Source organism: Gynuella sunshinyii YC6258 (genome assembly GCF_000940805.1).
In the GTDB taxonomy this organism is placed as follows: domain Bacteria; phylum Pseudomonadota; class Gammaproteobacteria; order Pseudomonadales; family Natronospirillaceae; genus Gynuella; species Gynuella sunshinyii.
Genome location: NZ_CP007142.1, coordinates 3,211,438 through 3,229,804 on the forward strand (window position 1 = coordinate 3,211,438; position 18,367 = coordinate 3,229,804).

Annotated in this window: 20 protein-coding genes; 17 read left to right on the plus strand and 3 right to left on the minus strand. The window is 44.9% G+C overall.

All coding sequences use genetic code 11. The annotated features are described in order from the left end of the window. The first annotated feature begins 257 nt into the window (after nt 1-257). The gene (locus tag YC6258_RS13870) at nt 258-761 is read left to right on the plus strand and encodes a TIGR00645 family protein (RefSeq protein WP_044617510.1); all 504 of its coding nucleotides are present in this window, start codon (nt 258-260) and stop codon (nt 759-761) included. 51 nt (nt 762-812) lie between these two features. On the opposite strand, the gene YC6258_RS13875 is transcribed toward YC6258_RS13870, so the two are convergent. Together YC6258_RS13875 and YC6258_RS13880 are read right to left on the minus strand one after the other, a co-directional pair. Continuing rightward, nucleotides 813-1,295 (minus strand): universal stress protein, encoded by a 483-nt coding sequence (locus YC6258_RS13875; RefSeq protein ID WP_044617511.1) that lies wholly within the window; start codon nt 1,293-1,295, stop codon nt 813-815. A 122-nt stretch (nt 1,296-1,417) separates the two neighbouring features. Continuing rightward, complete coding sequence (locus YC6258_RS13880; protein ID WP_044617512.1) at nt 1,418-1,858, minus strand: hypothetical protein; 441 nt, start codon at nt 1,856-1,858, stop codon at nt 1,418-1,420. A 1,205-nt stretch (nt 1,859-3,063) separates the two neighbouring features. Between YC6258_RS13880 and YC6258_RS13885 the strand changes: the two genes are divergently transcribed. The 14 genes from YC6258_RS13885 to YC6258_RS13950 all read left to right on the plus strand — a co-directional run bounded on the left by YC6258_RS13885 (nt 3,064) and on the right by YC6258_RS13950 (nt 16,052). Then, on the plus strand, nt 3,064-4,386 hold the full coding sequence (locus YC6258_RS13885; protein ID WP_082070719.1) for a hypothetical protein: 1,323 nt from the start codon (nt 3,064-3,066) through the stop codon (nt 4,384-4,386). A gap of 125 nt (nt 4,387-4,511) precedes the next feature. Next, a complete protein-coding gene (locus YC6258_RS13890) occupies nt 4,512-5,567 on the plus strand; it encodes a M15 family metallopeptidase (RefSeq protein WP_144407644.1) in 1,056 nt (351 codons plus the stop codon). A 318-nt stretch (nt 5,568-5,885) separates the two neighbouring features. After that, entirely contained in the window at nt 5,886-6,263 is a 378-nt protein-coding gene (locus tag YC6258_RS13895) for a chemotaxis response regulator CheY (protein WP_425402634.1), read from the plus strand. 15 nt (nt 6,264-6,278) lie between these two features. Continuing rightward, nucleotides 6,279-7,067: a protein phosphatase CheZ gene (locus YC6258_RS13900; RefSeq protein WP_044617515.1), complete on the plus strand. Its 789-nt coding sequence runs from the start codon at nt 6,279-6,281 to the stop codon at nt 7,065-7,067. A gap of 9 nt (nt 7,068-7,076) precedes the next feature. Further along, complete coding sequence (locus tag YC6258_RS13905; RefSeq protein WP_044617516.1) at nt 7,077-9,329, plus strand: chemotaxis protein CheA; 2,253 nt, start codon at nt 7,077-7,079, stop codon at nt 9,327-9,329. Nucleotides 9,330-9,387: 58 nt separating this feature from the next. Continuing rightward, on the plus strand, nt 9,388-10,431 hold the full coding sequence (locus YC6258_RS13910; RefSeq protein ID WP_044617517.1) for a protein-glutamate methylesterase/protein-glutamine glutaminase: 1,044 nt from the start codon (nt 9,388-9,390) through the stop codon (nt 10,429-10,431). A gap of 94 nt (nt 10,432-10,525) precedes the next feature. Continuing rightward, nucleotides 10,526-11,254: a motility protein A gene (locus YC6258_RS13915; RefSeq protein ID WP_044617518.1), complete on the plus strand. Its 729-nt coding sequence runs from the start codon at nt 10,526-10,528 to the stop codon at nt 11,252-11,254. Then, a complete protein-coding gene (locus tag YC6258_RS13920) occupies nt 11,254-12,048 on the plus strand; it encodes an OmpA family protein (protein ID WP_044617519.1) in 795 nt (264 codons plus the stop codon). The genes YC6258_RS13915 and YC6258_RS13920 overlap by 1 nt, the downstream gene beginning before the upstream one ends. Nucleotides 12,049-12,050: 2 nt before the next feature. Next, nucleotides 12,051-12,824, plus strand: a complete 774-nt coding sequence (locus YC6258_RS13925) for a ParA family protein (RefSeq protein WP_044617520.1) — start codon at nt 12,051-12,053, stop codon at nt 12,822-12,824. 1 nt (nt 12,825) lies between these two features. Then, on the plus strand, nt 12,826-13,095 hold the full coding sequence (locus tag YC6258_RS13930) for a hypothetical protein (protein WP_044617521.1): 270 nt from the start codon (nt 12,826-12,828) through the stop codon (nt 13,093-13,095). A 17-nt stretch (nt 13,096-13,112) separates the two neighbouring features. Continuing rightward, nucleotides 13,113-13,946, plus strand: coding sequence for a chemotaxis protein CheW (locus YC6258_RS30625; RefSeq protein WP_044617522.1), 834 nt, complete (start codon nt 13,113-13,115; stop codon nt 13,944-13,946). Nucleotides 13,947-14,019: 73 nt separating this feature from the next. Next, nucleotides 14,020-14,511: a chemotaxis protein CheW gene (locus YC6258_RS13940; RefSeq protein ID WP_044617523.1), complete on the plus strand. Its 492-nt coding sequence runs from the start codon at nt 14,020-14,022 to the stop codon at nt 14,509-14,511. A gap of 209 nt (nt 14,512-14,720) precedes the next feature. Next, on the plus strand, nt 14,721-15,131 hold the full coding sequence (locus YC6258_RS13945; RefSeq protein WP_044617524.1) for a hypothetical protein: 411 nt from the start codon (nt 14,721-14,723) through the stop codon (nt 15,129-15,131). 228 nt (nt 15,132-15,359) lie between these two features. Further along, nucleotides 15,360-16,052 (plus strand): MlaA family lipoprotein, encoded by a 693-nt coding sequence (locus YC6258_RS13950; protein ID WP_211264683.1) that lies wholly within the window; start codon nt 15,360-15,362, stop codon nt 16,050-16,052. A gap of 71 nt (nt 16,053-16,123) precedes the next feature. Here YC6258_RS13950 and YC6258_RS27345 read toward each other — a convergent pair whose 3' ends face one another. Beyond that, a complete protein-coding gene (locus YC6258_RS27345; RefSeq protein WP_052830288.1) occupies nt 16,124-16,429 on the minus strand; it encodes a PilZ domain-containing protein in 306 nt (101 codons plus the stop codon). A gap of 266 nt (nt 16,430-16,695) precedes the next feature. Between YC6258_RS27345 and YC6258_RS13960 the strand changes: the two genes are divergently transcribed. Together YC6258_RS13960 and YC6258_RS13965 are read left to right on the plus strand one after the other, a co-directional pair. Further along, nucleotides 16,696-17,856: a SpoIIE family protein phosphatase gene (locus YC6258_RS13960; protein ID WP_044617526.1), complete on the plus strand. Its 1,161-nt coding sequence runs from the start codon at nt 16,696-16,698 to the stop codon at nt 17,854-17,856. Further along, nucleotides 17,856-18,344: an STAS domain-containing protein gene (locus YC6258_RS13965; protein WP_044617527.1), complete on the plus strand. Its 489-nt coding sequence runs from the start codon at nt 17,856-17,858 to the stop codon at nt 18,342-18,344. Before YC6258_RS13960 ends, YC6258_RS13965 begins: the two co-directional genes overlap by 1 nt. The last annotated feature ends 23 nt before the right edge of the window (nt 18,345-18,367 follow it).

The following is an 18,367-nucleotide window of genomic DNA, read 5'->3' on the forward strand; positions in this document are numbered from 1 at the left end:
GGTAGGCTAGTCAATCATGTAACCATTATGGTTATTCTAATTTTCTACCTATTTGGTTACGGTTGCTGCCTGAGCAGCTTGATGCTTCAATGTGCCACTGATGACTCATTAATACAAACGCCTAAGCTACTGAATTGGTTAAAGAAAAAGAATCATGAAGTCTATCATGGTTAATCACTGGTTCATTGCGATCAGAGTTGAACTAAGTCTCAAGGACCCTAAAAATATGTTGATAAAAATCTCCAGGACCCCAAAACATGCTTGAAAAATTGTTTGAGAACTTGCTTTATTCGGCGCGCTGGCTGCTGGCCCCCGTGTACCTTGGCTTGAGCGTGATGATAGCAGCTGTAACCATTAAGTTTTTCCAGGAGTTATTTCATATCTTGCCGGTATTATTTTCGGCTGGCGAGGTGGATATTATTCTGAAGGCTTTATCGCTGATTGATCTCGCTCTGGTAGGAGGGCTGCTGGTAATGGTGATGTTCAGCGGTTACGAGAATTTTGTGTCTCAGCTCGATATTGCTGAGGACAAGGAAAAACTGGGTTGGTTGGGGAAACTGGATGTCGGCACTCTCAAAAATAAAGTAGCCACTTCGATTGTAGCCATTTCCTCCATTCATCTATTGAAAGTATTTATGGAGCTGGAGAGCTTGCAGGATAATGACAGAATCATGTGGTACGTTCTGATTCATCTTACATTTGTGATTTCAGCGTTCATGATGGGATTGCTGGACAGGGTTAACCGTAAGGAAAGTAAGTGAATTATCGAGCACCCATCGGTAGGGTGGGTGCTCACTCCACGCAGGGTTGAATCAATCTCTGATAGGCACTACCAGAACAGGGATACTGCTGGTGTGTACTATTTTGTTGGCGCTTGATCCCATCATGAATTGTCCGACCCCTGAATGGGTTCGACTGCCCATGACAATCATATCTGCGCCTTGTTCTTCCGCTACCTTCAGGATTTCTTCCTCAATTCTGCCAATCTTGACCATAACCCTGGTTTCTAATTGGTTTTCTTCTTCAGACAGTTCTTCCTCATGGAATTTGGCAATTCTCTTTTGCATGTATTCTGTCATCTCGTCCTTGTTCTGCTGGAGTCGCTCGTTGATTTCTTTTTCGGAAATATAAGAACTGACCAGAGAGCGGGCCGTATTGGTAATGGGTTCCAGGACATGCAGATAGATAATCTTGGCTTGATGACTGACAGCAATCGCTGCGGCTGTACGAATAGCCGGTCGGGTATGATTACCGAGGTCAGATGCATATAGAATGGTTTTGATTTTTGGCAACATAGTGCACTCCTCCTTGCTTTAGTAATACTAAGACTATAGCAGAGTAACACTTTGGTCGCCTGATCCATATCAGCCGATCAAAAAATATACATCAGGTGTCGAGCTTGTCAGAGCGTTAACGGCTACCGCTTTGTCCTTTCTCTGAGTACTCTCTCCAGTCCGCACATGCCCCGTTGAGCCGTAGGAGGTAATACCGAATTAAGGAATTTTGACGCATCTTTAATGGCAAAGTTAACGTATTCGCTACTGAAGTAGATTTTCTTCAGTTTCACACCATGCAAAGTTTCAATTGTAGAAGAGGTTAGCCAGGACTGGTGATATCGGTCTTTATTCATAACGTCAATCAAACGGCTTAGGAACAGTTGATATTGGTTGTCCAGTAAGTTGACGCCATCACTGATGATATCCGGATAACAATGTTTTAAATTAAATATCCTGGCCAGCTTTTGCTTAAATTGAGTCGAGAGATGTTCGCTCCGCAATGTAATGTCGAAGCTGCTTGAGTAGCGAGCGCAGACTACCTGAATGTATGCTTCTATGTTGCTGTTTATTAATCGACGCATTAGTATTTTTCTGAGTTGACTAACCAAATTGTGATAGATGTCATAAACGTCCGCAATTGCTATAAACTAATTCGAACAAAGAGCCGGTTAATTGTCATTTTTTTTGTAAAACATGACAGAAAAAAATCATATAAAACAGATAAAAAAGTAAAAGACGGAAATTAGTTTCCATTGTGTCGCTTTTTTCTCCTTGTTTGGTCTTTTCCTTTTTTATTTTCAATGTATCAAAAATGTCTTGTTGTTACCAAGTAACTTTTATATTAACCGGTAATTTGTAATTTATCTCTTGCTGGTGAATGATTTTAACAGATCGACAAAAATGAAACTTCCAGGACAAAAACGACAATTCAGATCAAAAATCTTTTGTGGTGTCGCAAATTTATGTGCTTTATGTCGTCTTTTGCAGTCGATATTCTCAATGCCTGGGTATGAGTTTCAGGTTGATTCAAATGAAATTAAAACCCGTTCGTAGATATCTTTCTTGCTCACTATTCTATGATACTGAGACAGCGGGGAGTCATTCCTAAAAACTGCTAATCACAGTAACTATTTGGCCGAATTTAAGGCTTTTCCTGCTAATCACAAAGCCTTAGCGGTTCATGCTGCAAGTATGTCCTATCGGTATTGAGAGTCGGTCATGTTTCATTTCATCTCGTTTGTCGTCTGATGATAAATGGAACAACCATGAGCTGTTACACTGAGGCTGTTAAGGAGACTGGCTCTTTTTTCGTCTGTCTGATGGTCTCTCAGGAGTGTTCTCAATGGGATTTAGGCGGGGATGATATTCATAAATTCCATGAAAATAATATCATTCTAAAGTATGAGTTTTGGAGTTATTTGAGCAAACCTTGATATTAACTCGTATGGTGATGTAGTTCTCGAAAATTTTTTGTCTTGTTTTTGATTTTCCCAACTCAACGGTTAGATGTAATCCCTGTCAGATTAAATTTTTGTGACGCCATGCCAATGCTGTTTTGGGTCGTACATAATATTGGGCTGGTTGACTATGAATAGGTGTTCCTGAAGTTTTGATTCATTATAAAAGCATTCCTCGAAGGCATCGGCGCTGGTTGTCTCTGATCATTATCCTGTCATGGGCAGGAATACTGTCTCTACGATCAGATTCTCATTCGATAGCGAGGTTGCAAATTCATGTTCAGCCTGTAGCAGAGGTTGACCAGAGGTTTCTGTCTTTTGCAATTGACATGGCGTTGTTGTCTGGAGGGGAATGGTGGGGTCAACAAACTCCACGAGTGTCGTTGACAGATCCGGAGTTGCAGAAATGGGTTCGAGTGTTGGCACCTGCTTATATTCGGATCGGCGGTACTGAATCTGATCGTGTAGCTTATGGCGATCAGGACAAGAGTCACTACAACACCAGTGAAATTGATTCGGCAACTGTTGCTGATTTGGCGGCTTTTCTGCGTCAGACTGGTCTGGATTTGATGTTTACACTGAATGCCGGCCCAGGGGTGAGGGTAAATGGGCAATGGCAGCCAGAGGTGGTGGAGCCTCTACTTAAATGGATGCGTGATTATCAAGTCACCCCGGCTGTTTTCGAATTGGGTAATGAAGTCGGAGCGTTTTGGCTGATTTTTGGTTTGAAACAGCAGATCACTTATGGTCAATATGTTCAGGATACCTATCGGGCCCGAGAGTTGATTCACCGCTATTTTCCTGATACTCAATTGGCGGGGCCGGCTAATGCCTTTTGGCCTAAGCTCAAAGAGCCATTCAGCAGTGTCATTGGATCTTCCCGTATGCTATTTGAAAGACCTAGTGGGTTGGATATTTTTACCTGGCACTTTTATCCCAGTCAGTCTACTCGCTGTCCATTGCGGTCGGTAACTGCAACTGAGCGGCAATTTCTCAGCCCTGCTTTTTATCAGGAGATCAAAGCTCAGGCACAAATGATCAGGCGATGGTCGGAAAATAGCCTGCAACCTCTTCATGTCTGGCTTGGGGAGACCGGACCTGCCCAGTGTGGAGGCGAAAAACAATTATCAGACAGGTGGGTATCATCTCTTTGGTGGGTTGCACATATGGGGCTGATGGCCGAAGCTGGACAACAGGTTATGGTTCGACAGAGTCTGGTTGGAGGCGATTACGCATTGTTGTCTCCAGTGAAAGGCGGATACCAGCCTAACCCGGATTATTGGGTAGGTGTCCTATGGAAACAGTTGATGGGGACCAGGGTTTTATCTGCGTCGGTAGATGCTGAAAAATTTTTGCTCGCCTTTAGTCATTGTTCTCCTGATAAAAACCATATAAATAGTGTGGTTGTTAACTTTAGCAAAGATCTGGTTGCGCTTCAGATACCCTCCGTTACTGAAAAATTACTGCATGTTTCTTCCATTGATTTGAGATCCAGGCGGGTTATATTGAGCGGTATGCCTGCCGATACTTACGAAGACTTGTTGCAGGGCGATATTCCGTGGCATTCTGCTGTTGGTAAGCATGAGGTGGAGCTGGATGGATATAGCATGGTGTGGTTGAATCAGAAGGATAAAGATGCTGTTTGCAGGTAGCTTTTTTGGCATGTTAAAAAATTGATGCTATGTTTGTCAGTAATAGATAAAAACTCGACTAGACTTTACTGACAAGTAGTTCGGTCGCTATAAATTAAGCATTTCGACAAGGTTGAAGTAACCGAGTGACTCAAGACATTTCCAGACGTAAGTTTCTATATCACGTGCTGACAGCAGCAGGCATGTGTGCTGGTGGCACGGCAGTAGGATGGCACCTGTTGCATCGCAATCGGTACCCTAATATGACCGTTGTCAAACTCCCAGATCCATTGGCTACTGGAAGGGTGAACGTTGATCCTAAAGCCGCTATAGCAACCGGATCGGTCGTAGAAGAGCCTGTACCAATGGTTGAGGCAGAAACCCCGCCTTTGGAAGAGACTGTCAGTATCCCTAACGTGCCGACTGATAGTCATGTGTCGGAAACGGAAATCCGAGGATCAGATATCATCGCCGAGGCTGAAGAAGAAGCCAAAATGCGTGAACGGGTGTTGCATTTTAACGAAGATCTGGATGGTGATGTCTGGCTTGATGAAAATCAGCGCAAGATATTTGACAGTCTTCATGCCCGGATTGGTCGGGTTCAAAAGACAGTTGGGTATGGTAACTTCAATATCCTGTCTTTTGATGAAATGCTGAAAATTGGCGAGCGCTATGTGTCTGTGGAGTCATTTACCAAAGTCGAGAAAAACATGCTTGATGAGCTGTTTTTTCGCAATGCTCAGGATCTGGGCTTTTTCGGCGAAAAGGTTACTGCCAATCAGACTGCGTCTGTCAAGTCAGATAAAGTCGTAAAAGTGCCTGGGTCAGGACACTATTTATACAAGGGTGACTCTGAAAAACTCTTCAATAAGTTGTGTACTATCGTGGGTGACGACCTGATTCTGACGTCCGGAATCCGTAGTGTGGCGAAGCAATATCACCTCTATACATCCAAAGTGGTTAATGCCAATTACAATCTTTCCAGGGCTTCGCGGTCACTGGCTCCTCCAGGCTATTCCTATCATGCCATTGGTGATTTTGATGTTGGGCAGCGAAATTGGGGACTAAAGAACTTTACTTCAGATTTTGCTGACAGTGATGTGTTCAGAGAGCTCATATCTCTAGGGTATATCCGTATACGTTACACTATCGATAACCATTTTGGCGTGCGCTTTGAGCCCTGGCATATTCGGGTGGTGTAAACTTTTTCAAGCTTGGCAAATATGATAACGGTAGCTTATAGTCGTTGGTTCGGGCCTGTTTATTGATGGTCTTGACATCGTCAATTGAGTCGATACAAATCATCTTCTGATTAAGATTCAAGAAAAAAACCTCGAAATATCAATACTTTTTCTTAAAATCCCGACCTCGGAATGAAGTCACCTCTGGTGACACCTATTCCGAAGCAAAAAAACTTCATACAAAACTGGCTGAACGAAATTGGCCGTCTATTATGAATATATGTAATCCAATGTATTTCAGGCGTCAGATAAAAGTGGGAGGTCGCCTTGGACAAAAATATGAAAATCCTTGTTGTGGATGATTTTTCAACCATGAGGAGGATTGTTAAAAATCTTTTACGGGATTTGGGGTTCACTAATACGCATGAAGCTGATGATGGCAATACTGCCTGGCCAATGCTGCAGAGCGGTGACTTCGATTTTCTTGTAACAGATTGGAATATGCCGGGAATGACTGGTATAGAGTTATTGCAAAAAGTCAGGGCAGATGATCGGTTAAAAAAATTGCCGGTACTAATGGTGACCGCTGAGGCCAAAAGGGATCAGATCGTGGCCGCTGCACAGGCTGGTGTCAATGGGTATGTGGTCAAACCATTTACAGCTGCAGCACTAAAAGAAAAGATAGAAAAAATATTTGATCGCGTTGATAACAGCTGATCCGAGAGGCTCCCCATGGAACAGCTAAACAATGATGGCTTGAAACAAGAGTTCGAAGAGCTGCTGAAATCCAAAACTCAGGAGTTACAACGGCATTTGACTGACGGGCAGATGCCCGAAGCATTGGCGGTGATCAAGTCTCTGCAAGAGGCTAGAGATCAAAGCTTGTACCAGGAAGTGGGGCGGCTCACCCGTGCGCTGCATAATGCGATTAATAATTTCAATATCGAAGCCGAAACCGTATCTGAAAAGCAGTCTATGTCTGATATGAGCGATGCTCGCGATCGATTGTCATATGTTGTTGATATGACTGAAAAGGCTGCGAATAAGACGATGGATTTGGTGGAAGAATCCATGCCTGTAGCCGATAAGCTAGGCAAGGATGCGAAAAGACTGCGTGAGTACTGGAGAAAGTTGATTGATCGTGAAATGTCGGGAGATCAATTTCGGGATCTGTATTGGGAGATGGACGCATTTTTGGAGCGTTCTGCCAATGAGTCAGAAAATCTATATGGCAATCTGTCGAGTATTTTACTGGCGCAGGATTTTCAGGACCTGACTGGGCAGGTTATTCATCGAGTTACAAATTTGGTCAAGGAAGTGGAGGCCAGTCTTGTGGACTTGATTTTTATGGCCAGTCAAGTGGAGACCATCACGGGCATCGTTCACTTACCAGAAGAAAGCGAAAAACAGGAGGCCGATCAATTTAAAGGACATGGACCTCAAATAAGTAAGGATGCGGCCGATGATGTAGTTACGAGTCAAGACGATGTTGATGATCTCCTTTCAAGTTTGGGTTTCTAGGAGTTAAAGATGGGTTTCGAAGCTGATGAAGAAATCTTACAAGATTTCCTGGTTGAAGCAGGGGAGATTCTAGAGCTTCTTGGTGAGCAGCTGGTTGAGTTGGAGCGTAGCCCGGAAGATTCGGACCTGCTGAACGCCATTTTCCGCGGTTTTCACACAGTCAAAGGTGGAGCTGGATTTCTGCAGTTGGGGCCTTTGGTCGATTGTTGTCATGCGGCTGAGAACGTGTTTGATGTTCTTCGTCGTGGAGAACGGCGGGTCACTTCTGAGTTAATGGATACCGTGTTGCGCGCATTAGACTCTGTCAATGAGATGTTTTCGTGTGTCAGTAGCGGTGTGATGCCTGAACCGGCAGATGCAGAATTGTTGGATGAATTGCATCATCTGGCAAATGGTAGTGATGAGCCTATGGTGGTTGAAGAGATCGAAGCGGAACCAGAGGTTCCTGAGGCTGTAACTGCCGTTGATGAAGGTGGTGATGATACTGCCAAAGGGAAACCGGGAGAGGACATAACAGATCAGGAGTTTGAGGATCTGTTGGACGCCATACAGCCACAAGAGCCTGCTGCTCAGAAGCCCTCGATATCATCGGATTCAGCACCCAAAGAACCTATTTTTGAGGCTGGTGCGGAAGATGGGGATGAAATCAGTGATGATGAGTTTGAGGCATTGCTCGATCAAATTCATGGTCAGGGTAAATTCATGGCTGCGGAAGCCTCAGAGCAGGAACCGGTAACCAAATCTGAAGAGGTAGCCAGTATTGGAGCTGAATCAGATTCGGATGAGATCAGCGACGAAGAGTTTGAAGCACTGCTGGATCAGTTGCATGGTAAAGGTAAGTTTACCGGGGCAATAAATGAAGCCTCAGAGCCAGCCCAGAAAAATGTCCCTACAAACACTAAACCCCCATCGCCGGAAAATAAAGTTACGGCCAGGCCTGATCCAAAACCTGCAGACAAACCTGTTGAACAAAAGCCGGTAGTCAAAACTACGGCCGCTAAGCCTGAGGTTGTCAAAGCTGCAGAGCCTAAAGCTGTTGCCGCCCCTGCCAAAGCGCCAGTCAAAACCACAGTCGTTACTATGCCAGAGAAAAATGCTGCAGCTCAGGAAACGACCGTTCGGGTGGATACCAAGCGGCTGGATGACATTATGAACATGGTCGGTGAGCTGGTATTGGTGCGTAATCGCCTGGTGCGCCTGAGTGATCAGCATAACGATGAGGGGTTGCAGAAAGCCGTTGCCAATCTGGATGTCGTTACGGCTGATTTGCAGACGTCGGTCATGAAGACTCGTATGCAGCCCATCAAGAAAGTCTTTGGTCGATTCCCAAGAGTGGTTCGTGACCTTGCCCGTAATTTGAAAAAAGAAGTTAATCTTGAGCTGGTGGGTGAAGAGACTGACCTGGATAAGAATCTGGTTGAAGCACTGGCTGATCCATTGGTGCATTTGGTTAGGAATTCTGTTGACCATGGTGTTGAATCTCCTGATGTCCGTGAGCAGAAAAATAAATCCAGGACCGGTCGTATTGTGCTGGCAGCCCAACAGGAAGGGGATCATATTCTGTTGACTATCGAAGATGATGGTGCAGGAATGGATCCCAATAAACTCAAGAGCCTGGCAGTGAAAAGAGGCGTGATGGATCAGGATACCGCTGACCGTTTGAGTGATAAGGAGTGTTACAACCTTATTTTTGCCCCTGGATTTTCCACCAAAGAGCAGATATCAGATGTGTCCGGCCGGGGTGTAGGCATGGATGTGGTGAAAACCAAAATTACGCAACTGAATGGTACTATTGATATTGATAGTGAAATTGATCGCGGTACCCGGATCATGATCAAAGTGCCTCTGACTCTGGCGATTATGCCAACGTTAATGGTGATGTTAAAAGATCAGGCTTTTGCGTTGCCGTTAGTGAATGTGAATGAAATATTTCATTTGGACATCAGCAAAACGAATGTGGTCGACGGCAAGGAAGTGGTTGTGGTGCGTGGCAAACCTTTGCCGCTTTATCATTTGGGATCATGGTTGATCAATGGGGCGCAGCATGGTCAATCTGGCAGTGCACATGTGGTAGTTGTCTCTGTAGGTACTCAAAAAGTTGGATTTGTTGTTGATCAGTTGGTTGGTCAAGAGGAAGTGGTTATTAAGCCTTTGGGCAAAATGCTGCATGGGACTCCAGGGATGGCAGGTGCCACTATTACTGGTGATGGCAGAATTGCACTTATCTTGGATGTTCCCAGTATGCTAAAACACTACGCTTGATGAGAGTTCAGACTGCAGCTTGCAGCCAATAATATTAACAACATTTTTTGGATACATAATGACCTATAAGGTATTGATTGTTGATGATTCAAGCTTCTTCAGGCATCAGATAAAAAGCATCATCGATGCTCATCCTGATCTCACTGTGATTGGTGAGGCAAGCCATGGTAGAGAAGCGGTAGAAAAAACTCTCAAGCTTAAGCCTGATATTGTTACCATGGATTACGAAATGCCATTGATGGACGGTATTACTGCTGTCCGCGAGATTATGGCAAAGCAACCAACGCCCATTCTGATGTTTTCCTCAATGACGCATGCAGGTGCCCGCATTACATTGGATGCTTTGGATGCCGGAGCGGTGGACTTTCTGCCCAAAGGTTATGAAAACGTCGCCCATGAGCAGAGTTTGTTGCGCCAGCAGTTAATTGAAAAGCTGCTTCATATTGTTAAATCCCACAGGCGAAAAACAACCGCACCAGCCGTGCCTGCTCCTGCTAGGCCGTTGCCGGTGGCAAAGGCTGGAGTCAGAGTTCGTGCTCCTGAACTGGTAATGATCGGTACCAGTACTGGAGGGCCGGTTGCGCTCCAGAAAGTACTGACTCAGATCCCAGCAAGCTTTAATGCTCCAATACTGGTAATACAACACATGCCAGCAGCATTTACCGGTGCTTATGCGGAACGACTCAACGGAATTTGTCCGTTAACGGTTAAAGAAGCTGAAGACGGTGACAGTTTTGCGGCAGGGACTGTGTTGTTGGCACCTGGAGGTAAGCAAATGATGCTGTCAGCCAAAAACAGGGTGAAAATTTTCGCAGGAGATGATCGCTTAAATTATAAGCCTTGCATTGATGTTACCTTTGGCAGTGCGGCGAAATATTATTCCAATAACGTGTTGGCTATTGTCATGACAGGAATGGGCAGCGATGGTAAGGAAGGCGCCCGCCTGTTAAAAGCCCGTGGTGCACATATTTGGGCACAGGAAGGAAAGACCTGTGTCATAGATGGCATGCCATCTGCAGTGGTTAAGGCAGATCTTGCGGACGATATCGTTCCGCTGGACCAGATTGCCGGTAAAATGGTGGCGATGACCAAAGGCAGTTGAGGCGATACCTGCTGTAAATCAGGTGCTGTCGGCACTGTCTGTCTTTCATTTTGCCGATAGAGATTAACCACTGTGCTGTGGAAAGGAATACAACATGTCTTCTATTCTGTCGATGGTGCTGGCAATAGCCTCCGTTTTTTTTATCTATATGCTAGATGCCACGCACGTCACCTCTCTACTTAATTTACAGGCATTTTCTATCGTTTTAGGTGGATCGCTTTTGTCTGCAATGGCACAGATTCATCCAGAAAGAGCCTGGCACTCAGTAAAAACTCTTTCTCAGGCATTGTCTAGCGAGCCTTCGTTTAATGCGACCATTGAACAGTTTCAGCGCTGGTCTCAACTGTCCCGAAGTCATGGTTTTCTAGCGCTGGATAAGGAGTTGGTGGAAATTTCGGACCCAATTGTGCGGGAAGGAATTCAGCTGGCAACAGATGGCCGCACGGCTTCGGAAATCCGGAACCATCTTTCCATATATCAAGAGCGTCAGCAGGAGAAAATTTACGAGGCATCTGAGTTCTTTGAAAGTATTGGTGGTTATGCTCCCACTTTTGGAATCATAGGAGCTGTTCTCGGTCTCATTCAGGTCATGTCGAATATTGAGTCTCCTGAGTCGTTGGGGAACGGAATTGCCACCGCATTCGTTGCGACCGTTTATGGTGTTGGCAGTGCCAATCTTATTTTTCTACCTATTGCTCAGAGGCTTAAAAATCACGGTCGTGATATGGACCGTTATTATTCGATGGTTCAGGAAGGCTGTTCAGGTCTTGCTGATGGTGAAAACCCTCGAAATCTCGAAACGCGTTTGCGGGGTTTCATATAATGGCCTATCGTCATTTCAGTCGCACTAATAATCAGAGAGTGAATCGCTGGCTGGTGTCTTATGCGGATTTTATGACTTTACTGTTTGCTTATTTTGCATTTTTGTTCGCCATTTCTGAGGTGGACAAAGCCAAGTTTGAAAACTATACCAATACGCTGGTGAAGATTTTTGACGTGTCACCAAGCAGTCGTCAACCTATCGATATGAAGCTTGTTCCCAAAGGGGATTCGTTGTTGACGACACCTGAAAATATACCTCCATTGCCAGATGTTGAGTTACGCAATGACGATCAGCAATATCCGGCACCGAGTAGTTTGCTGGAAATAAAACAGTCAATGGAGACTCAGTTTGAACAACAGATTCAGGACCGTTTGTTTTCAGTTTCCGGATCGGAAAACTGGGTGTCCTGGACACTTGATTCTGATCTCAGTTTTAAGTCTGGTACTGCAGTGCTGACGCCGGCTTCCGAAGCAATACTCTATGAGCTTGCAAAGCTCATGAAAAATCAGGATGTGCCGATACAAGTGGAAGGACATACCGACAATCAAAAAGTGATCGATGGAAAATTTCGATCAAACTGGGAATTATCTGCCGCAAGAGCTGTTGCTGTCGTTGAATATCTTCAGCAGGCAGGTATTGACCCAAGACGATTGTCCGTCCTGGCTTATGGTGAGTATCAACCGATTGCAGATAATGATAAGCCCCAAGGGCGGACGATGAATCGGCGGGTGGTTATACAAGCATCCAGCCTGTTTGCGAAAACTGAGTCTGTAAACCCTGGGGAAGGAGAGTAATTGTGCACGTTTGGGCAGTGGCAAATCAAAAAGGTGGTGTCGGCAAGACGACAACGGCTGTCAATCTGGGTGCGTTACTCGCGGAACAGGGTAAACGGGTGTTGTTGTTTGACCTCGATCCCCAAGGGTCCATGACGGCTTATTTCAAATACAATCCGGACGAGTTACAGCATAGTAGTTACGATTTATTCTGTCATAAAGGACAAATCCCGGAATATTTACCACAGCAGATAATCGTAGACACCCCGCACGCAGGATTACAGTTGTTGCCAGCCAGTACGGCGTTGGCCACGCTTGAGCGCAATATCAGCCAGCAAGATGGAATGGGCTTGGTAGTGTCCAAAACTCTGGCATTATTGTGGGACGATTTCGATTATGTGTTGATCGATAGTCCTCCATTGTTGGGAGTGCTTATGATTAATGCTTTGGCCGCTTGTGCGCGACTTTTGATCCCTGTTCAGACAGAATATTTGGCGTTAAAAGGTCTGGAGCGCATGGTTCATACTCTGGATATGGTTATGAAGTCCAGACAGAAGAGTTTTCAGTATCTGATTATTCCTACCATGTTTGATCGACGTACTCAGGCGTCATTAAAATGTCTCAGAATGTTGAAACAGGACTATGATGATAAGGTATGGAATTCGATGATCCCGGTAGACACTAAGCTCCGGGATGCAAGTAAAGAAGGCTTGGCGATCAATGCCATCGACCCGAATTCGAGAGCAGCACAGAAATATCGCAGCTTGTTGGAAACGCTGCAAAACGGAGGGGGATAAGATGATTTCCATGACAGAGCAAGTGGTGAGTGATTATCTGTCCTTGTTGTTGCCATCTTCTGTGCAGAGTGAAGCGACATCCGAATCACCACCATTGTTTTTAAGCGCCGTTCCCATTGATCAGCAGTTGGTGGTTGTCAGTCAACAACTTGCAGGTGCTCATTGTCTGGTGGCAGCCCTGCAATTATTGTCGATGGTGCGCGTTTTACCAGAAAGTCGGTTGCAGCAATTTTGTCTGCAGCGGGCCGGTGTATTGCTGGGGACCTGTTAAAAGTGGGAAGAGTTGCCATGCGTGTCAAGCAGTCCGAACCCAAGCCTGTTGATGTACTTGAGGCCAGTCCAAATATTGCACTGTCGGCGTATCTCGACAGTATGTTGTTTGATGCAACTTCGCAGCAGGTTGAAGAGGAAATGGAAACAGTTGCGCCAGTTATTGTTGCCAACACACAATCTCAACCAGAACCAGAACCAGAACCAGAACCAGAACCAGAACCAGAACCAGAACCAGAACCAGAACCAGAACCAGAACCAGAACCAGAACCAGAACCACTTTTTCGTCAGGCCCAGCCTGCGCAGACAGGTTCTATAAAGGAGGTTGAAGAGCAGGAACCTGAGGCTCATATCGTTGGTGATGAAACACTGAAAGCTGCTCGACAATGGCAAAGCAATGGTCGGCCGGCATGGGCTGAGGAACGGTTTGATTGTTTGATTTTTCGGGTAGATGGTTTGTCTTTGGCGGTCCCTATGATGATGCTCGGAACGATTTATCCATTGAATGAAACCGTGACCTCTTTATTTGAGGGACCTGATTGGTTGCTTGGGTTAATGCGCAGTCATGACCAACGTAACATTAGAATCACCGATACCGCATTGCTGGTGATGCCGGAAAGATATCGTCAGGAGAGTAAAGAGAATTTGCGCTATGCGATCAGCTTCTATGGTTCAGACTGGGCAATGGGGGTTCACGAGGTGGTTGGTAGTGAAATGATTGATCCCTCAACGGTAAACTGGCGAAGTAACCGGACTTCCCGTGCCTGGCTCGCTGGAACAATAAAAAAACATATGTGTGCGTTGATTGATCCAGATGCATTTATCAATGGATTATTGGAAAAAGCTGGTTAATTTACTGACAACCTGAATAATGCGATCTATGCTTAAATTATGTTTATGACCCGTTGTAGGAGTCGGGAGAAAAATGACTATACAGACAACGACTAAAGGCACTAAGGGTGCTGAGGATCCCATCTTGCAATGGGTGACCTTTCGGTTGGACAATGAAACTTATGGCATTAATGTCATGCAGGTTCAGGAAGTTTTGCGCTATACCGAGATTGCACCGGTTCCAGGAGCCCCGAGTTATGTGTTGGGTATTATCAACCTTCGCGGCAATGTAGTAACAGTGATTGATACCCGTGAGCGTTTTGGCTTGCCCTCGACTGAAGTAACCGATAATACTCGTATTGTTATCATTGAGGCGGACGAACAGGTTGTGGGGATTTTGGTAGATGCAGTTGCTGAAGTGGTTTATTTGCGTCAATCTGAAATTGAAACTGCACCGAATGTTGGTAATGAAGAAAGTGCGAAGTTTATCCAGGGAGTATGTCATAAGAACGATGAGTTACTTATTTTGGTTGAGCTTGAAAAAATGATGTCTGAAGAAGAATGGCAGGAAATTTCGGAGTTGTAAGTTCTTTTTGTTTTCTGAAACCAGACCGAGTTGAGTAAGAACGCTTCGTAAGAAGCGTTTTTTATGTCTGAAGAAACATGATCAGATGGAAGGGCGCGATTAGTTTATGAAGTTGCTTTATGTTTCCGCTGCAGCCTGCCATCCTAATCAAATTGGTACATATTCTGCTAAGAGTCCTTTAAGCGACAATAATTCGACTGGTAGATCCTATGGCTGACTTCTCCTTATTATTTTTTTCTATTACGGCTTCGCAATTGCTGATTGTGGCTGCTGTGATTTTACAGGTTCTGATGCTGGGTATTTTTTGGGTGAGCTTCAGAAAGCTCAAAAAAAGCTACCAGACGCAGATTGAAGATCTACAAAGCTACGTCAATGCCGTAAATCAGGGAGCGATAGGCATTGGAAAACGGTTGATTAGAGTTGAAAAGCAACTAACCCAGCAGAACACACGTATTTCAGCATATGCCAACAGCGTTAAGCCTGTCTCCACCCCCTCCTCATCCAAGCCATTAGAAGAAGAAAATGTAGTTGTCAGTATTATGAAAAAGACAGGGCTTGGTCGGGCTGAAGCTCAGTTACTATCGAGAATTCAGTCTGGTCAGAAGGCAACGGCTATATAAGGTGTTGCTGAAATTAAAGTCTTTATTGTGTCAATTTTTTGGTAGACAATTGCTCTGGTGTGAGTGCTTGAGTAGCATTCACCGTCAATGAATCGACTGTTTGATTTGTTGCCTGCATTACTTTGTTATCATCTGCTGCAGGATGACGCTGTTTACCAATCGGATTGACCAATGAACAAGAATTACTATGCCCCGCCACTGTTATTAATAGTGACGTTTATGTGCAGTATGGCCAGTTTTGCCAGCCAAGATCGCAATCCCGCCGATCCGTATGAAGGATTCAACCGGGTTGTTTTCAAATTTAACGATACCCTGGATCATTTTGTTGTTAAGCCTGTTGCCAAAACCTATCGGTGGGTTGCGCCCAAATTTGTTGAGAGGGGTGTTTCCAATTTTTTTTCCAATTTGGGTGAAGTAACAACCGTTCCGAACCATTTGTTGCAAGGCAAGTTTGGTCAGGGCTTTAAAAGCACCGGAAGGTTTTTAATCAACAGCACTATTGGGGTAGCGGGCCTTTGGGATGTAGCAAGCCCAATGGGATTGGAGAAAACCAAGGAAGACTTTGGCCAGACTTTAGGGAAGTGGAATGTACCGAGTGGGCCTTATCTGGTGTTACCTATATTGGGTCCTTCAACGGTCAGAGATGCAGGGGGACTGGTTGTTGACACCTTAACTAAGCCGACTACCTGGATAGTGGATGATGCTAGTGCCCAAGTATCGTTGACGGTTGTGCAGGGAATTGACAAAAGGGCGGCTTTGTTGGACTCCGAGTCTATGTTGACGGGGGACAAATATTCGGCCATTCGGGACTTTTACCTGCAGATCAGAGAATATAACGTCCGGGATGGGGTTGTGGAGGATGACTTTGTCAATGATAACTCTGACGGAAGTGAGGAAGAGTTTCTGGATGAGTCTTTTTAGTTGGGGTGATACAGAAAATCGCTAAAAAGCCCTGGAGGCAAAAACCACCAGGGCCGAAAAACCTGAGATGATTAATTCATGATTTCGTCAATTCTGGCACCGATCAAATAGCGGTCGCCATGATAGTCTACGCACCGAGTTACAATAACGCTGGCAACCAGAGAGCTGAAACCTTCTGTTTGGGAGGGAAGCGTTACTGTGAGTCTGGAATGAATAGGGAGCTCGCGATCTATTTCTAACAGCATGCCAGCGGCGGATAAGTTTCTGCACAGACAAACAACATCAGGAATGTTTCGGCGATGAACTTTAGCTGTCGCATTGATGGGCATGCGGATGTAGTCACGTTTTTCAACATAATCAATAGCTTGAGTGGTCATATGAGCCTCCGGTTCTTACCAGGCGGACATGTGTGCCTCATCTGGTGTTATTATTGTCATTATAGTTTGCAGAGAGACAGCGGATTCTCTGGTATCACTTAAATATAGTCGACCTCCTTCAGCTTGGCATTTTTTATGCCGGTCCCAAAAGCCACATTTAACAGTTGCCTGCCACTTATGAAGCGAGTAGCTTTGTCACCGCATATTTTACATCCGAGCGAACAACCGGTGCCATTAAAATGCTGACGAATATGGGTTAATTTTGCATGAGAAAAGGAAAACTACTCATAATTGATGATGAGTCACCCGTGCGTGACACTGTAGTTGGTTACCTGGAAGACAGTCAGTATGAAGTGATAGAAGCCAGTAATGGGGAAGATGGTTTGAAGCTGTTCAGGTCAGCTAAGCCAGACTTGGTGTTATGTGACCTGAAAATGCCAAAAATTGATGGGCTGGTCGTCCTCAAAACTGTTTTGGAAGAAAGTCCGAATACTCCATTTATTGTTGTTTCTGGTGCCGGAGTAATGAGCGATGTCGTCGAGGCATTGAGACTGGGTGCCAGTGATTATCTGGTTAAGCCGCTATCTGATTTGGCTGTGTTAGAGCACTCTATTGAGAAAAACCTCAGTGCTGCCAATTTAATGAAGCAGAACGAAAGCTATCGTATTCGTCTTGAGCAAACAAATCAGCAGTTGGAGGCTGATTTAAAAGCTGGTCGCAAGATCCAGCAAAAGATGCTGCCAGACAATAGAGCAGTGATTCACAATTACCGGCTTGAGCATCAGATTTTTCCATCTCATTATTTGAGTGGTGATTTTGTAGACTACTTTGAGCTGAATGATCATCAGTTTTTATTCTTTATTGCCGATGTCTCCGGTCACGGTGTTTCCTCTGCCATCATTACTGTGTTGATTAAGAATTATTTACAAAGCCTTAGGGGAAGCTGGGAGTCCGATGTTCATGATCAGTTAAGCGATCCCAGCCGCATTCTTGCGGGGTTGAACCTGTATTTGATTGAAATGGGATTGGATCGACATGCAACAATGTTTGTTGGAGTTATTGACAGCGCTAAGGCAAAGCTGATTTACTCCTGCGCCGCACATTTCCCGACACCTATTTTGAAACGGGCAAACGACGCAGAGGCGTTACCAACAGACGGTTTGCCGGTAGGGTTACTGCCTGAAGCTGTTTATCAAAATCGGGAAAAGAGCTTGGTCGATGTGTCGGGCATGTTTTTGTGCTCGGATGGATTGTTGGAAATTATGGATGAGGCTTCTCTGGTACAAAAAGAGACTCGTCTGCTTGAAATAATTACAGAGAGTAACAATTCGCTGAGCGAAATATGTGCGCATTTTGGTATGGGGAATGTTGAAGATATTCCTGATGATATTACACTTTTATCTGTTAACAACATCGGGCTGATCTGATGGTAGGTAGAATTTTGGTTGCCGAGCATTGTGGCACCTGGGTATTGAAATTGGTCGGTGATGTCAGGATGACCTTATGTAATACTATCGAGGACTGTCTCTCGCGTATGTATACCGATGCCTCATTCAGGTCAGTAGTGGTTGATCTAACGGAGACTGAATGTATTGATAGTACTTCCCTTGGACTTCTTGCCAAAATATCCATCAAGACCAAACAGCGTATTGGTCATATCCCCACTTTGATTTCCACTAATGATGATGTCACCCGTATCCTCCTGTCTATGGGATTTAAGGATCAGGTTTTTGTAATCGCTGCTAGTTATCAACAAGAAGATTATCATCTGGCAGAAGTCTCCCCAGTCGAATGCACAGAAAAGTCGGCTGAACAAAGAGTGATTGAAGCACACAAAATTCTTATGGACCTCAATGACCACAATCGCAGTCAGTTTAAAGATCTGGTTTATGCGCTGGAACACAGTCATCATTAACCTTAGTTAAAGAAAAGTTAAAC

Coding starts and splice junctions, on each gene's coding strand:
- YC6258_RS13870 (WP_044617510.1), top strand. CDS start 258: ATGCTTGAAAAATTGTTTGAGAACTTGCTTTATTCGGCGCGCTGGCTG.
- YC6258_RS13875 (WP_044617511.1), bottom strand. CDS start 1,295: ATGTTGCCAAAAATCAAAACCATTCTATATGCATCTGACCTCGGTAAT.
- YC6258_RS13880 (WP_044617512.1), bottom strand. CDS start 1,858: ATGCGTCGATTAATAAACAGCAACATAGAAGCATACATTCAGGTAGTC.
- YC6258_RS13885 (WP_082070719.1), top strand. CDS start 3,064: ATGGCGTTGTTGTCTGGAGGGGAATGGTGGGGTCAACAAACTCCACGA.
- YC6258_RS13895 (WP_425402634.1), top strand. CDS start 5,886: ATGAAAATCCTTGTTGTGGATGATTTTTCAACCATGAGGAGGATTGTT.
- YC6258_RS13900 (WP_044617515.1), top strand. CDS start 6,279: ATGGAACAGCTAAACAATGATGGCTTGAAACAAGAGTTCGAAGAGCTG.
- YC6258_RS13905 (WP_044617516.1), top strand. CDS start 7,077: ATGGGTTTCGAAGCTGATGAAGAAATCTTACAAGATTTCCTGGTTGAA.
- YC6258_RS13910 (WP_044617517.1), top strand. CDS start 9,388: ATGACCTATAAGGTATTGATTGTTGATGATTCAAGCTTCTTCAGGCAT.
- YC6258_RS13915 (WP_044617518.1), top strand. CDS start 10,526: ATGTCTTCTATTCTGTCGATGGTGCTGGCAATAGCCTCCGTTTTTTTT.
- YC6258_RS13920 (WP_044617519.1), top strand. CDS start 11,254: ATGGCCTATCGTCATTTCAGTCGCACTAATAATCAGAGAGTGAATCGC.
- YC6258_RS13930 (WP_044617521.1), top strand. CDS start 12,826: ATGATTTCCATGACAGAGCAAGTGGTGAGTGATTATCTGTCCTTGTTG.
- YC6258_RS30625 (WP_044617522.1), top strand. CDS start 13,113: ATGCGTGTCAAGCAGTCCGAACCCAAGCCTGTTGATGTACTTGAGGCC.
- YC6258_RS13940 (WP_044617523.1), top strand. CDS start 14,020: ATGACTATACAGACAACGACTAAAGGCACTAAGGGTGCTGAGGATCCC.
- YC6258_RS13945 (WP_044617524.1), top strand. CDS start 14,721: ATGGCTGACTTCTCCTTATTATTTTTTTCTATTACGGCTTCGCAATTG.
- YC6258_RS13950 (WP_211264683.1), top strand. CDS start 15,360: ATGGCCAGTTTTGCCAGCCAAGATCGCAATCCCGCCGATCCGTATGAA.
- YC6258_RS27345 (WP_052830288.1), bottom strand. CDS start 16,429: ATGACCACTCAAGCTATTGATTATGTTGAAAAACGTGACTACATCCGC.
- YC6258_RS13960 (WP_044617526.1), top strand. CDS start 16,696: ATGAGAAAAGGAAAACTACTCATAATTGATGATGAGTCACCCGTGCGT.
- YC6258_RS13965 (WP_044617527.1), top strand. CDS start 17,856: ATGGTAGGTAGAATTTTGGTTGCCGAGCATTGTGGCACCTGGGTATTG.